This is a genomic window from Rickettsia massiliae MTU5, from assembly GCF_000016625.1.
In the GTDB taxonomy this organism is placed as follows: Bacteria; Pseudomonadota; Alphaproteobacteria; order Rickettsiales; family Rickettsiaceae; genus Rickettsia; species Rickettsia rickettsii.
This window is the reverse complement of sequence record NC_009900.1, coordinates 491959-505543: the sequence shown is the minus strand read 5'-3', so window position 1 is coordinate 505543 and position 13585 is coordinate 491959. Positions and strand designations below refer to the sequence as shown.

Below are 13585 nucleotides of genomic sequence, written 5' to 3'. Positions count from 1 at the left end.
AAATAATACATCATGCTATCATTTCAGCAAGTTTTAATATAATGAGTAAATAAATGACTACAGGATTACTACAAGGAAAAAAAGGCTTAATTACAGGTATTGCAAATAATATGTCAATATCGTGGGCAATTGCACAGCTTGCTAAAAAACACGGAGCAGAGCTATGGTTTACTTATCAATCGGAAGTACTAGAAAAACGAGTGAAACCACTCGCTGAGGAAATAGGTTGTAATTTTGTTAGCGAACTTGATGTTACGAATCCAAAATCAATTAGTAATTTATTTGATGATATAAAAGAGAAATGGGGTAGCTTCGGTTTCTTACTTCACGGTATGGCTTTTGCCGATAAAAATGAATTAAAAGGACGTTATGTTGATACTAGCTTAGAAAATTTTCATAATTCTTTACATATATCATGTTACTCTCTTTTAGAACTCTCAAGGTCCGCAGAAGCCTTAATGCATGACGGCGGAAGCATTGTGACATTAACTTACTACGGCGCTGAAAAAGTTATACCTAATTATAACGTTATGGGAGTAGCCAAAGCTGCACTTGAGGCTAGTATAAAATATCTAGCAAACGATATGGGAGAAAATAATATTAGGGTAAATGCTATTTCGGCAGGACCTATCAAAACTTTAGCATCTAGTGCAATAGGTGATTTTAGTACTATGCTTAAATCTCACGCTGCAACCGCACCGTTAAAACGTAATACTACCCAAGAAGATGTAGGAGGAGCAGCAGTATATTTATTTAGTGAATTATCTAAAGGTGTTACCGGTGAAATCCATTATGTAGATTGCGGTTATAATATTATGGGAAGTAATAAATTATAAATTATTGTAGGGATTAATGTCATTCCCGCAAAAGGCTTGCTTGTGTGGACCAATAAAATCCACTGTGTCACCCCGTGGCTTGACCACGGGGTCCATAAAAACAATAAAAAATACTAATAATATTAGTATTTTAGATCCCGTGAATAAATCATGGGATGACAACTTTTTCAAGTCATACAACAAAATCATCACAATCCATGATTTCTTTTTTTGAGGCGTTCAGGTTTTGGAGGAACAGGCGGTTTTTTAGATTTTGCCTGAGCCTTTTTAGCCTCTGACGGCAATGCCGGATTATTTAATCTATTTAACTCTTTTGAGATTTGTTCTAACTGTTCTTGTACTTCTATCTTTAAAGGAGTATGAGAATTTTTCATTTCACTATTTATTATTGTGCCTATTTTCTCAAGATTTTCTTTAGAAATGGAATATGATTTTATACCTATATAATTAACAATCTTTGACCACCAAGTTTGTCTTTTATCTAATCCTTGATATATTACATCTACTAAATCATTTTTTTTGAATGTTAATATATAATCAGAAGCTCCTTCTAGGGATTTAGATAAATGCCTTTTTATTTCTCCTTGTCTCTTATCTTCAATATTTACTTTTTTGTCTTTCTCGAGTTTTGTTATTGCTTTTTCAATTATTGAAGATATCTTAGTTTCTTTTCCTTCATGTACTTTATTTTCTAAATTTTCTTTGGCATTAAAATTTATATTAGTTCCTATTTTAGCATCTACTAATTGTTTAGCATACTTACCGTTAGGATCTTGTATTTCTCGCTCTATCTCAGCAGATTTTAAACCTAATTTTGTATATATATCTGATTCTCGGAAAAGTGGAGCATATAATAAAAAATTAATACTTTGAGCTATTCTACTATCTATCAAATCTTTAGAATCTCTTTTGGGATAAAATTTTTCTTGTAAAATACGATAGTGATCTAATATTCCCTGTGTTATATCTTTTACATCAAGAGATTGTAATTCTCCTTTATCATTAAATTTTGCTTTCATACCTGAGCGTTTGGCTTCCAATAATAATATTTCTTGAAAAACTTTATTATTAGGAGTACGACAAACGAAATTAGGATCGTTATCCGGCATTAATTCATTTGCATTTTCCATTATTGCTTGATTGAGTTTATGTAATTGCTCTTTATTAAGCTTTTTATCTAACAAACTTATAAAAGCTTCTCTTTGTTTTTGCTTACTTGCAGTACTAAAAGCCTGCTGCATCTTTTGCAAAACACCAAAATCAAAATTTTCGTCACCTATTTCTTGGATAACTAAATTTGCTAAATTTTTTGTTTCAGTATTCACTGTTTCTTTTTTATTTTTTGGAGCCATATTTTTAGTATTAATCTAACTTATAATTATTTAAATATTAATGGTAGATTAAATTAATTTCTAGATGTTTTTACTATATTTATAATCAAAACTTTAAAACAGTATCTAGCAAGTCATACTGGTCCTTAGCTATTACCTAAAATTTCTATTGATTCTATTGTTTCATTATTCGATTGACTATGCATTACTAAATCTAAAATATTTGAAGATGCTAAATTGCTAATATAAACACCTTTTACATCATTTAATACATAATCAACCACTAATAATTTAGAATCAGCAGAAGTTCCATATAATGACATTTTTGCCTCAAATAATTTTTTAAATGTATCTAATTCAAGTAATTCTTCACATACAGCATGTGCTTTAATATCTCTACTTACAAATAAACCCATTATGCTTCGTGCTAAACTATTTTTAATATAAGATTCTTTTAAGCATTCAATAAAATTTTCAAAAAAATTTAGTTCTTCAAAAGGAATTTTGAAATCAGGTAATAATTCTTGATATAATTTTTTCTGTAATTCCTTTTGTTCCATTAGTTCTTCAAAAGGAATTTTAAAATCAGGTAATAATTCTTGATATAATTTTTTCTGCAATTCCTCCTCCTCAAATTTTTTCAAATAGAAATTATCAATTAATAGCTTGTAAAGCTCAAGTACCCCACTAGGAAAGTTAATTTTCAAAGTTCCTTTTTTATCAATGTCTACAGTAAACCTGTTTTCTTTTGCTTCTAAATATATTAGATCTCGAAATATACTATCCTCTTTTGTTCTACGAAGTAAAAAAGCTGCATCTTTAGAATCAACTAAATCTAAAGCATGTTTCATTATTTTTTCATTAAGCTCATGTAACCTATTGTTAGATATTATCTCTTCTGCATCTGCTAGAAAAGATTTTTTATCATCTACTTTTAATTTCCTTAAATTTTCTAGAACTTCTAAAGTTATTGCTCCTTGTTGAATTTTTTTAAGTAACTCATAATAGTTGCTAAATTCTACTTCTTGATTTTTGCATCCTAACCCGGCATAAACATTGCATCCTGATTCTTTCTTTTGAGCTAATCTAGAATATTCTTTTTCAATTTCTCTAGGTTTACTAATACAAGAGATCATAATTTCTTTTAGCTTCATATAATTTATTCCTTACATTAATAAAGTAGTATTATATTTAGTTACGTAAATATCAACAAGTACTTTAGAGAAGATTAAGATAAATTAATTTTTATTGAGAGGATGATGCAACAATGCTTTTTTGAGATGATTAGTTTGAAGATGAGTATATATTTGGGTAGTAGATATATCAGCGTGACCAAGCAGTTCTTGAATTACTCTTAAGTCTGCTCCGCCCTCAAGCAAATGACTTGCAAAACTGTGACGTAATATATGTGGAGAAATATGCTCAGGGTTAAGTCCTGCATAAAGGGCAGCAGATTTTAACAGAATAGCAAAATTTTGCCTAGTCATATAACCCGCTAAAGCTGATGAGGGAAATAAATAAATTAGATTTCTTGGTTTAGCTTTATTCACAAAAACATCTCTAATTGCAAGATATTTAGCAATACTGATAACTGCCTGTTCATTTATTACTATGACTCTTTCCTTATTACCTTTACCAAGTACCGAAAATATTTTTCTTACTTCTCCTTTAGACGTTTTATTAGTCAGAATATCAGCAAGCTTAAGACTCACAAGCTCCGAGACTCTAAAACCGCTAGCATAAAGCAAATGAATCATAGCATTAAGCCTGATACCTTCAGGAGAATTATCTTGAGAGCAATGTTCAAGTAACGATTTAATTTGATCTATAGATAATATTTCGGGAAGTTTATTTTGATATTTGGGCAAATCTACGTTAAGAACCGGATTAAAAGCGGTATGGTTTTCGCTAATTAAAAATTTATAATAACTTTTTATAGTTGAGATTTTTCTGTTGATTGAGCGTGCTTGCAAATCATTACTTGCTAGATACTCAATCCAGTCTCTAATATTCTCAGTAGTAATATTTAATTCGGATAATTTTTGTGTAGCAAGATAATTGTGAAAATCGAATAAGTCACGCTTATAGCTAAGTATGGAATTTTTTGACAATGCTCTCTCGGCTAAAAGCATTTCTAGGAATTGCGAAATAAATTCCATAAGATGTTTTAATTTCTATAATGGAGGCCAGGGTCGGAATCGAACCGACGAATAGCGGATTTGCAGTCCACAGCATTACCACTTTGCTACCCAGCCTAATCAGTGTCATACCACAATCCTATGTCATTCCTGCGAAAGCAGGAATCCATAAACGGATAATTGTATTTTTACTGGATTCCCGCTTTCGCGGGAATGACATGAATACTACCAACATCCATACAAAAAAGCAACTATTTTTATATTACACTCCTAATCCTTGCAGAATATTTAAACGATTTATCCTTCATAAAATTCAAGAACTGGCTAACTAAATCTACTATATCGTCATTTTTAATATGGGAAAAATTCAGTAATTCCTTTAAAATTATGCTTGATTGTTTTAGGTATTAGGACACTAGCTGATTGAAATAAAGGAACTACCGAGGCGAATCTTGTAACTTTATCAAATCTTGGCTTAATCCTTATCACTCTAATATTACCACCTAAAAATCCTATATCTTGAATCAATTGTTGACCACTTACTTTATCTTCGATTAATATAAATTGTGACTGATATTCTCTAGCTAATTTTTCCGTCAAATTCTTAAGCTTAGGATAATTAATTTTTTTCCGTACTAATGATACTAGATAATATTTCTGTTCCAGAATCCCTCTATATAGTACAAACACTATAATCGGAATCTTCGGAAATCTTAATTGCCGTATCCCAGCTTTGCACAAAATAATCAAATCTTGAAGGTAGATTTTCATAAAAGCTAATATCTTCCATATTCAGTAACGATGACCTTTGTGCTATCGGTTCTTGTAAATATTGAGCATTATCATTATAGCTACCTATTTCCTGCTCTAATTTCATTAAACAATCAGGAGGTTCTTTATAGCTGTCTAATACTTTACCACTAAGATATTGATATTCTTTATTCATTAATTTAAAGGAGTAATCTTGAATGCTAATCGCCGGAATTTTTAAATGATGCCCTGAATTGCTATTATTAAGTAGATAACCGGATAAATCATCCGTATGCAGACGCTGCATAACTAAAACTATCGTTCCCTTATTACGATTATTTAGTCTGCTAACAGAAGTTTGCTCAAACCAATCTATAACTTTCTTACGTATTTTATAAGAATGAATTTGCGTGGGGTTATGAGGATCATCGATAATTAAGATATCACCGCCCTCACCTGTTGCCGATCCTCCAACCGATGTTGCAAATCTAAAGCCATGAGCTGTCGTTAAAAACTTACTTTTTTGATTATGGGTTTTACTAAGGATAGTATTTGGGAAAAGTTCTTTATACCAATCAGAATTTAAAATGAACCGACAATCTAGTGAGTGTTTAATGCTAAGTATTTGAGAATAGCTGGCAACCATAATCCTTTTGGTAGGATTAACCCCCAATAAATAAGCAGGCCAAGCAACGCTAACACAAATAGATTGTAAGCTCCTTGGCGGTATATTAATTATTAAACGATTAATATCACCGCTTTGCACGGCATTTAAATAATCGGTAATTATTCTTATATACTTACTTGGATAATACTCCGCTCCAGGATTAATAGTATTAAATACCTTAATTATAAAACTATGAAAATCCTGTCGTAAAATAGAATTTAAGAGCTCTTTAGAGTGGAGCATGTACCTACACACATCGTCATTGCGAGCGACTTCAAGGAGCGTGGCAATCTCAGGCATTGCCACGCGCTCCTTGAAGTCGCTCGCAATGACCTTAAAACCTTATCATAAATTATCATTGCCATTAATCCCCTATAGTATATAATTTTGAAAAATAATATATTTATCTATGAAATTACTAAAAATTATTTTTATCATTACTATATGCATTTATTTTCCTATATTCGCAGAAAATTTAGAGTCGGTTACTACAACCGAAGACATTGAAAATGACGTATTTATCCCTCTTGATGAAAATCATCCTATTTTAAATCCAAACGATAATATTAATGATAGTGCTGAGTTTAAGAATTATACAAATGGCAAAATTATTGCTCTAAATAACATTACTGCTACTTCTGAAGAGATAGATTTTAAAGTCGGGGAAGAAAAATATTTCGGTAATATAAAAATCAAATTGCACAGATGTATAAAAAACCTTGATCCATATAATGAAGATAATTATTTGTTGATGACCATAACGGAATATAAAATAGACGAAGATCCTAATTTACTCTTTCAAGGATGGATGATTTCTTCAAGCATTTCACTTTCAATGTTTGAACACCCAATCTACGAAATTTTTGCTAAAGATTGTTTTTAGATGCAATATTTAATTTCAAGTTTAATATTTTTAATTCCAAGCCTTGGGATGCTGGCGGGCTTATCAGCTGCAGCTACTGTTACAATTTTTTTGCTTATATCATTCCTGCGAGGTATTAATAATCATCATTGCGAGCGACTGAAAGGAGCGTGGCAATCCAGTAACAATGTCATACCGTGGCTTGACCACGGTATCCAAAAAATAAAAAAAGACTGGATCCCGCTACAAACTAGCGGAATGACAATGTTATTCACCACTTGGTGCTTTATATCTTGTTTATTCGCAACTCATCTTATTAATAGCTTAGCTACTTTTACTCAAGTTTTTATACTCTTATTTCTTGGCTTTGCAGTTAGTAATTCTGCTCCTTTTCAAAATCGCCTACAGCTTAAAAAAGTCTTAATATTCGGAATTCTCACAGCAATATTATTATTCTTCATCGAATATTCTTCTTATGGATTTTTAACAAGAATATTCAAAGCTAGTTTTGGCTTATATATGCTAGATCGTGGTTGTGCTTTACTTTCAATTACCGCTTGGGTAGCGATTATAATTTTACTTTCTAACGGTAAAAAACGATATGCATTAATGCTATATATATTAGTGCTTTATTTACTAAGTATTTCCGATAGTTTAGCAAGTTTTTTAGGCTTCGGTATAGGAGGAGTAATATTTATTGTAACAAGATTTATGAAACCGATATTTTTCAAATTAATCGCAATAAGTTTAATTACCGGCTCGTTACTATTTCCTGTGCTAGCTAAACAAATAGAACCACGAGATTTATCTGAAAAATATTTAGCTACACAACCTTCCGCTGCTCATCGTTTATTTATTTGGCATTTCGTCGTAAACAAAATCATTGAAAAGCCGATTTTAGGCTATGGCTTAGCTTCTTCTAAATATATCGAAGCTGGTGATAGTGAAATGATCGATTACAATGGAGAAAAATGGCATCCTTTGCCGCTTCATCCTCATAATAATATATTACAAATTACTCTTGAACTCGGTATAATAGGTTTAATATTATTTTTATGCTTAGTTTATAAATATCTCAAACAAATTAGTAATCTCGAAAATAAAAATTTCAAGGCAATTTCCTATGCATGTTTTATAAATTACTATATTATCGGCATGATTTCATATAATATTTGGCAAATATGGTGGATATCAAGCGGTATTTGGGTACTAGTTTTAATGAAGCTACTAGTTAAACCTGATATTGTCATTGATAATTGATGCTATTTGAGGTAAATATAGAGTTAAGTGTCATTAAACCTACGTCATTGCAAGCAGCCGTAGGCTGCGTGGCAATCTCATCAAATATCCTGGAGATTGCTTCGTCGAATTACTGCGCAATTCTTCTCGCAATGACGGAAAAATATAATAAAAAACATATGCTACAAAACTCAGAACTTTTACAAGAATATCTACCGATTGCTATATTTTTCGGTATTGCGGTATTGGTTTCCGGTTTAATAATGATTCTACCTAACCTATTATCGACAAAAAAATATAATAAAGATAAGCTAGAACCTTATGAGTGCGGTTTTGAGCCTTTTAGCGATGCAAGATCAAAATTTGACATACGTTTTTACTTAGTTGCTATTTTATTTATTATCTTTGATCTTGAAATTGCATTTTTAGTGCCTTGGGCTATTAGTCTTAATACGATAGGTAAAATAGGCTTTTTCTCAATGATGTTTTTCTTATTCGTACTTATTATCGGGTTCATATATGAATGGAAGAAAGGAGCTTTAGACTGGTAGTAATATGAAAAATAATTTTTATCAAGAAGACGAATTATTAAGTAATGAGCTTTCTAATAGAGGATTTTTACTCACTAAAGTTGATAACGTTATAGGCTGGGCGAGAGCTAATTCCTTATGGCCTATGACTTTTGGGCTTGCTTGTTGTGCTGTTGAGATGATGCAGGCAGCAGCAAGTAGATATGATATGGATCGCTTCGGTATGTTATTTAGACCAAGTCCAAGACAGTCCGACCTTATGATAGTTGCAGGAACGCTTACTAACAAAATGGCACCGGCTCTACGTAAAGTATATGATCAGATGGCTGAACCTAAATGGGTACTTTCAATGGGTAGCTGTGCCAATGGCGGCGGCTATTACCACTTTTCCTATTCGGTAGTGCGTGGCTGTGATAGAATCGTACCGGTTGACGTATATGTCCCTGGCTGCCCTCCTACCGCCGAAGCATTAATTTACGGGCTTATGCAGTTACAGAAAAAAATTAAACGCACTACAGGTTTTAAGTATGACACTAGACAAACTCATTGAAAGACTTGCAGCTAAATCTAGCATTTTAATAACTCCGATCACGGTTAAAGATTACCTAGCTTATAAAATCGAACCGAATTTTTTATTGCTGTTTTTAAAAGCTTTAAAAGAATCGGAAGAATTACGCTTCACTTTACTTACTGATTTATTTGGGGCTGATTTTCCTCAGAATAACGTAGTCAATTCAGTTGGGCTTGGCTACAAGGAGCAAGGCGCGAAGCCTATAACTAATAGGAGAGCGACGAGCGACAATGTAGGCGAGTCCAAATCAATTGACTATAAAAGGTTTGAAGTAGTATATAATTTATTAAGCTTAAAATTAAATAAGCGTCTTATAATAAAAGTATATATATCTGAAAAAGAAACTATACCTTCAGCAATGAATATATTTAGTGCCGCTTGTTGGTATGAGCGTGAAGTTTATGATATGTACGGGGTAAATTTCGAGGGTAATGACGATAAAAGACGCATACTAACCGATTACGAATTTGAGGGGCATCCATTACGTAAAGATTTCCCATTAACAGGCTATACACAAGTTAAATATGATGAGAAGCTAAAGAAAGTAGCTTATGAACCGGTCGATTTAGACATAGAATATCGTGAGTTTGATTTTAGCTCGCACTGGCATAGCCCGAGTTATGTATTGCCAGGTGATGAGAAGGCAACCGATGTCATTCCTGCGAAAGCAGGAATCCAGAAATAAAATGAATGTCATCCTGTGACTTGATCGCGGGATCTAGAAAAAATAAAAAAGACTGGACCCCGTGGTCAAGCGAACTAGGTGACAGTAGGAAAAATACTATGACTAACAACACCAAAACTATAACTCTAAACCTTGGTCCACAGCATCCGGCAACTCACGGAGTTTTAAGGTTAATCCTTGAGATGGACGGGGAAGTAGTAAATAATGCCGTCCCTCATATTGGGTTACTTCATCGTGGTACGGAAAAACTTATTGAGCATAAAACATATTTGCAGGCTATACCATATTTTGATCGTCTTGATTATGTTTCGCCGATGTGTCAGGAACATGCATTTGCTTTAGCTGTCGAGTCGTTATTAGAATGCGAAGTCCCAAGAAGAGCTCAGTTTATCAGGGTACTATTCTCAGAGCTAACAAGAATTTTGAACCATACTTTGAATATTGGCAGCCAAGCTTTAGATATCGGTGCTACTACTCCTTTATTATGGCTCTTTGAAGAGCGAGAAAAGATCATGGAATTTTATGAGCATGTTTCCGGCTCTCGTATGCATTCAAACTACTTTAGACCGGGCGGGGTTGCAGCAGATTTACCCGAAGGTTTACTTGAAGATATAGATAAGTTTATAGAACAGTTTCCTCCTAAACTTCACGATATTGAAAGTCTACTAAATGAAAATAGATTATGGAAACAACGTTTAGTAGATATCGGCGTTGCATCTCAAAAAGAGGCAATGGACTGGGGGTTTTCAGGACCAATGCTTAGAGGTTCGGGTATAGCTTGGGATTTACGCAAGTCAAACCCTTATGACGTTTACGATGAAATGGACTTTAAAGTACCAATCGGCAAAAACGGTGATTGTTACGACAGATATTTCGTTCGTATGCTTGAAATGTACGAATCAATCAAGATAATCAAGCAATGTATAGAAAAAATGCCGAAAGGTGCAGTTAAAACCGATGATCCTAAATTAACACCACCGACACGAGCCAAAATGAAAGAATCGATGGAAGCAATGATTCATCATTTTAAGCTCTATACGGAAGGATATGACGTCCCAGCCGGCGAGACCTATAAAGCTGTAGAAGCCCCTAAAGGCGAATTTGGTGTATATTTATACTCGCAAGGAGGTAATAGACCTTATAGATGTCGTATTAAAGCACCCGGCTTTGCTCATTTGCAAGGACTAGATTTTATGTCTAAAGGTCATTTAATGGCAGATGTTATTACTATTATTGCAACGCTTGATATAGTATTTGGTGAGATAGATAGGTAATATATGGGTCATGCCGTGGGCTTGTACTTGCGTTGCTCTGTCATTCCTGCGAAAGCAGGAATCCATAAAATAAAACTAAAAAACAAAAAATGTATTGGGTATATATATTATGCTCTAATAACATGGTACTTTAATATATTAGTATTACTAATAATATAATACGTCGTGCTTATGAACATAAACAAAAAATAATAAAAGGTTTTACCTCAAAATATAATATTATAAAGCTTGTTTATACAGAAGAATTGACTGATATTCAAGAAGCACTTACAAGAGAAAAAAACTTGAAAAAATGGCAACATAGTTGGAAAATAGAACTGATAGAAAACACTAATCCTGAATGGAAAGATTTAATTGAATAGTTCTATGGATTCCTGCTTTCGCAGGAATGACATAAAACTATACCGTACTAAAAATATATGAATACAAAAATTACAAATTTTACATTTGATAAGAAAAATTTAAATCTAGCAGAAGAGATTATAAAAAAATATCCACCGCATGGAAAAAGAAGTGCAATACTTCCGCTGCTTGATCTAGCACAACGTCAAAACGGCGGCTGGCTACCTGTTCCTGCTATCGAATATGTCGCAAATATGTTAGAAATGCCTTATATACGGGCTTATGAGGTTGCAACATTTTATACTATGTTTAACTTAAAGCAAGTTGGTAAATATCATATCCAAGTATGTACTACTACTCCTTGCTGGCTGCGTGGTAGTGATGATATAATGAAAATTTGTGAAAAGAAATTAGGTGTAAAACTCAAAGAAACTACTGAAGATCAAAAATTTACTTTAAGCGAGATAGAATGTTTGGGAGCATGCGTTAACGCTCCGGTCGTACAGATTAATGACGATTATTATGAAGATCTCACTCAAGAAAAAATGGAAAAAATAATAGACAAGCTTCAAAATGACTAGAATCTTATTATTATTACTTAGATTTTATCAATATTTCATTTCTCCACTACTTAGCAATAATTGCCGGTTTCACCCCACTTGTTCTGAATATGCTAAAGAAGCTATATCAATGCACGGCAGCATAAAAGGCTTGTGGCTTACCTTTAAAAGAATCATCAAATGCCAACCGTTTTGCGACGGCGGATATGATACCGTTCCAATCTCTATAAAAAATTCTAAACCACTTAATAAAAAAATATAAATTATGTTTATTGTAAACCTTCAATATACCTTAGGCTTAGACCTTTTCTTCTGTTGAAAAATTTATTACGGAACATAGAAAATTTTTAGATACATGTTATGATAAAGGATATTTTATTTTATCAGGTCCTATACATCCAAGAATTGACGGTATTATTTTAGCTAATATAGAAAAACTAAGTCAACTTAAACTTAAAGATATATTAAGCGAAGATCCTTTTTATATAAATAATATAGCTGAATATGAAATTACTAATGGCATAAGAATTTAAATATTTTTTTTCAAAAACATGAATAAACTAATCCCTTTACCTCGTGAATTTTTTGCAAGAGATACTAATGTAGTAAGCACTGAGTTAATCGGTAAAGCTCTTTCTTTCCAAGGTAAAACAGCTATCATTACTGAAACTGAAAGCTATATAGGGCAGAATGATCCTGCTTGCCATGCAGCAAGAGGGCGGACAAAAAGAACGGATATAATGTTTGGTCCTGCAGGCTTTAGCTATGTCTATTTAATTTACGGAATGTATTATTGTTTAAATTTCGTAACTGAAGCTAAAGGCTTCCCTGCTGCGACCTTAATAAGAGGCGTACATGTTATTTCGCCTGAAAATCTATACCTCAACGGTCCGGGTAAATTATGCAAATATTTAGGAATTAATATTTCTCATAATAAATGCGATCTTATAAATAACAACGAATTTTTTGTCGGCGATATCGGCTTAAAGCTACCCTACTCTACTACTGCTCGTATAGGTATTACCAAAGGCACGGATAAATTATGGCGTTATGTTATTACAGATATCACTAATTTAATCTCTCAATATAATGTATAGCCTTAATAAGGTCATATTGATTTACGGCAAAAGGACCTCGAAAAGGTTTGTCTAATATAAATAATAACAAAAGCATTGATGATGAAGTGATACAAACTAAACCAACCAAAATCTTATGTAAATAAAGCTTGGTGCCAAGCATACAGACAAAAATTAAATTAATAGCAGTCATTATACATACAACTATCCAATATTGAATATTTCAGGAAAAATAGGACATTTTAATCCTGTTATACCTTACGGTATAAAGCTCTTTTATCTCCTCAATGATTTCCTGCTTAGTCAATAGCTGCATTTGCTCGCTTGCTTTATAAGCTTGTAGTCTCTTATTAATATCTTGGAGGAAACTAAGAGCTTCATGACCGATTTGCTTGCCGTCTTTCATTAATTGCCATTCACGCTGCATTACATCTTTGGTATAATTTTTAATATCTAGATAAATTGCAGGTCTCATTTCATGGGGAAGCCAACCTACACTATCTGCAAGCCTCATCAACACTATAGATTCTGCTGCCACCCCTTCTTGTGCTTTATTAAAATTACCGAGTAAATAAATTAATACAAAACCAGTTGACCAACATACATACTACCGACTACACCCGATAAAAACCCGCCAAGACTTCCAAGCTCTTCTTTTTGAAAATTATTAGGAATAATATACACATCCCGCACAAAAACTCATCAAAACAATATTAGGCACGGT

15 protein-coding genes, 1 tRNA gene and 2 pseudogenes are annotated in these 13585 nt (G+C 32.8%); 11 read left to right on the top strand and 7 right to left on the bottom strand.

Annotated features, from left to right (window positions below; genetic code table 11):
* Positions 1-53: 53 nt before the first annotated feature.
* Positions 54-836, top strand: a complete 783-nt coding sequence (gene fabI, locus RMA_RS02725; protein ID WP_012152695.1) for an enoyl-ACP reductase FabI — start codon at positions 54-56, stop codon at positions 834-836.
* Between the two features lie 188 nt (positions 837-1024).
* Here the strand turns inward: fabI and RMA_RS02715 are convergent, their stop codons facing one another.
* From RMA_RS02715 to RMA_RS02695, 6 genes are all read right to left on the bottom strand, one after another.
* Positions 1025-2188 carry a DUF5410 domain-containing protein gene (locus tag RMA_RS02715; RefSeq protein ID WP_041404623.1) on the bottom strand — a complete coding sequence of 388 codons (1164 nt, stop codon included), beginning with the start codon at positions 2186-2188 and terminating at the stop codon, positions 1025-1027.
* A 125-nt stretch (positions 2189-2313) separates the two neighbouring features.
* Positions 2314-3321: a DUF5410 family protein gene (locus tag RMA_RS02710; RefSeq protein ID WP_041404622.1), complete on the bottom strand. Its 1008-nt coding sequence runs from the start codon at positions 3319-3321 to the stop codon at positions 2314-2316.
* An 84-nt stretch (positions 3322-3405) separates the two neighbouring features.
* Positions 3406-4326 carry a site-specific tyrosine recombinase XerD gene (gene xerD, locus RMA_RS02705; RefSeq protein ID WP_012152692.1) on the bottom strand — a complete coding sequence of 307 codons (921 nt, stop codon included), beginning with the start codon at positions 4324-4326 and terminating at the stop codon, positions 3406-3408.
* A gap of 21 nt (positions 4327-4347) precedes the next feature.
* Positions 4348-4422: transfer RNA gene (locus RMA_RS02700), tRNA-Cys, on the bottom strand.
* A 234-nt stretch (positions 4423-4656) separates the two neighbouring features.
* On the bottom strand, positions 4657-5076 hold the full coding sequence (gene terL, locus RMA_RS10780) for a phage terminase large subunit (RefSeq protein ID WP_238375549.1): 420 nt from the start codon (positions 5074-5076) through the stop codon (positions 4657-4659).
* Positions 4979-6022, bottom strand: coding sequence for a terminase (locus RMA_RS02695; RefSeq protein ID WP_238375548.1), 1044 nt, complete (start codon positions 6020-6022; stop codon positions 4979-4981). Before RMA_RS02695 ends, terL begins: the two co-directional genes overlap by 98 nt.
* 109 nt (positions 6023-6131) lie before the next feature.
* Here RMA_RS02695 and RMA_RS02690 point away from each other — a divergent pair, with 109 nt between their 5' ends.
* From RMA_RS02690 to RMA_RS02645, 10 genes and pseudogenes are all read left to right on the top strand, one after another.
* Positions 6132-6605, top strand: coding sequence for a DUF2155 domain-containing protein (locus tag RMA_RS02690; protein ID WP_041404621.1), 474 nt, complete (start codon positions 6132-6134; stop codon positions 6603-6605).
* The gene (locus RMA_RS02685) at positions 6606-7844 is read left to right on the top strand and encodes an O-antigen ligase family protein (protein ID WP_012152690.1); all 1239 of its coding nucleotides are present in this window, start codon (positions 6606-6608) and stop codon (positions 7842-7844) included.
* A 158-nt stretch (positions 7845-8002) separates the two neighbouring features.
* Positions 8003-8374: an NADH-quinone oxidoreductase subunit A gene (locus RMA_RS02680; protein ID WP_014365940.1), complete on the top strand. Its 372-nt coding sequence runs from the start codon at positions 8003-8005 to the stop codon at positions 8372-8374.
* Positions 8375-8378: 4 nt separating this feature from the next.
* Positions 8379-8903, top strand: a complete 525-nt coding sequence (locus tag RMA_RS02675) for a NuoB/complex I 20 kDa subunit family protein (protein WP_012152688.1) — start codon at positions 8379-8381, stop codon at positions 8901-8903.
* Complete coding sequence (locus tag RMA_RS02670; RefSeq protein ID WP_012152687.1) at positions 8881-9609, top strand: NADH-quinone oxidoreductase subunit C; 729 nt, start codon at positions 8881-8883, stop codon at positions 9607-9609. The genes RMA_RS02675 and RMA_RS02670 overlap by 23 nt, the downstream gene beginning before the upstream one ends.
* Positions 9610-9707: 98 nt before the next feature.
* Entirely contained in the window at positions 9708-10883 is a 1176-nt protein-coding gene (gene nuoD / locus RMA_RS02665) for an NADH dehydrogenase (quinone) subunit D (RefSeq protein ID WP_041404971.1), read from the top strand.
* A gap of 89 nt (positions 10884-10972) precedes the next feature.
* A pseudogene (locus RMA_RS02660) lies at positions 10973-11245 on the top strand (GIY-YIG nuclease family protein).
* A 57-nt stretch (positions 11246-11302) separates the two neighbouring features.
* The gene (gene nuoE / locus RMA_RS02655) at positions 11303-11806 is read left to right on the top strand and encodes an NADH-quinone oxidoreductase subunit NuoE (RefSeq protein ID WP_012152685.1); all 504 of its coding nucleotides are present in this window, start codon (positions 11303-11305) and stop codon (positions 11804-11806) included.
* Complete coding sequence (gene yidD, locus RMA_RS02650; protein WP_012152684.1) at positions 11799-12047, top strand: membrane protein insertion efficiency factor YidD; 249 nt, start codon at positions 11799-11801, stop codon at positions 12045-12047. Before nuoE ends, yidD begins: the two co-directional genes overlap by 8 nt.
* Positions 12048-12336: 289 nt before the next feature.
* Positions 12337-12882: a DNA-3-methyladenine glycosylase gene (locus tag RMA_RS02645; protein WP_041404620.1), complete on the top strand. Its 546-nt coding sequence runs from the start codon at positions 12337-12339 to the stop codon at positions 12880-12882.
* Here RMA_RS02645 and RMA_RS11935 read toward each other — a convergent pair.
* Positions 12854-13564 (bottom strand): annotated as a pseudogene (locus RMA_RS11935) (hypothetical protein). The gene RMA_RS02645 and the pseudogene RMA_RS11935 overlap by 29 nt on opposite strands.
* Between the last annotated feature and the right edge of the window lie 21 nt (positions 13565-13585).

Excerpts from the sequence above, each read along its gene's own strand:
- RMA_RS02715 (WP_041404623.1), bottom strand. The coding sequence starts at position 2,188 with ATGGCTCCAAAAAATAAAAAAGAAACAGTGAATACTGAAACAAAAAAT.
- RMA_RS02710 (WP_041404622.1), bottom strand. The coding sequence starts at position 3,321 with ATGAAGCTAAAAGAAATTATGATCTCTTGTATTAGTAAACCTAGAGAA.
- yidD (WP_012152684.1), top strand. The coding sequence starts at position 11,799 with ATGACTAGAATCTTATTATTATTACTTAGATTTTATCAATATTTCATT.
- nuoD (WP_041404971.1), top strand. The coding sequence starts at position 9,708 with ATGACTAACAACACCAAAACTATAACTCTAAACCTTGGTCCACAGCAT.
- RMA_RS02670 (WP_012152687.1), top strand. The coding sequence starts at position 8,881 with ATGACACTAGACAAACTCATTGAAAGACTTGCAGCTAAATCTAGCATT.
- RMA_RS02690 (WP_041404621.1), top strand. The coding sequence starts at position 6,132 with ATGAAATTACTAAAAATTATTTTTATCATTACTATATGCATTTATTTT.
- RMA_RS02645 (WP_041404620.1), top strand. The coding sequence starts at position 12,337 with ATGAATAAACTAATCCCTTTACCTCGTGAATTTTTTGCAAGAGATACT.
- RMA_RS02695 (WP_238375548.1), bottom strand. The coding sequence starts at position 6,022 with ATGCCTGAGATTGCCACGCTCCTTGAAGTCGCTCGCAATGACGATGTG.
- RMA_RS02675 (WP_012152688.1), top strand. The coding sequence starts at position 8,379 with ATGAAAAATAATTTTTATCAAGAAGACGAATTATTAAGTAATGAGCTT.
- RMA_RS02685 (WP_012152690.1), top strand. The coding sequence starts at position 6,606 with ATGCAATATTTAATTTCAAGTTTAATATTTTTAATTCCAAGCCTTGGG.
- terL (WP_238375549.1), bottom strand. The coding sequence starts at position 5,076 with ATGAAAATCTACCTTCAAGATTTGATTATTTTGTGCAAAGCTGGGATA.
- RMA_RS02680 (WP_014365940.1), top strand. The coding sequence starts at position 8,003 with ATGCTACAAAACTCAGAACTTTTACAAGAATATCTACCGATTGCTATA.
- xerD (WP_012152692.1), bottom strand. The coding sequence starts at position 4,326 with ATGGAATTTATTTCGCAATTCCTAGAAATGCTTTTAGCCGAGAGAGCA.
- nuoE (WP_012152685.1), top strand. The coding sequence starts at position 11,303 with ATGAATACAAAAATTACAAATTTTACATTTGATAAGAAAAATTTAAAT.
- fabI (WP_012152695.1), top strand. The coding sequence starts at position 54 with ATGACTACAGGATTACTACAAGGAAAAAAAGGCTTAATTACAGGTATT.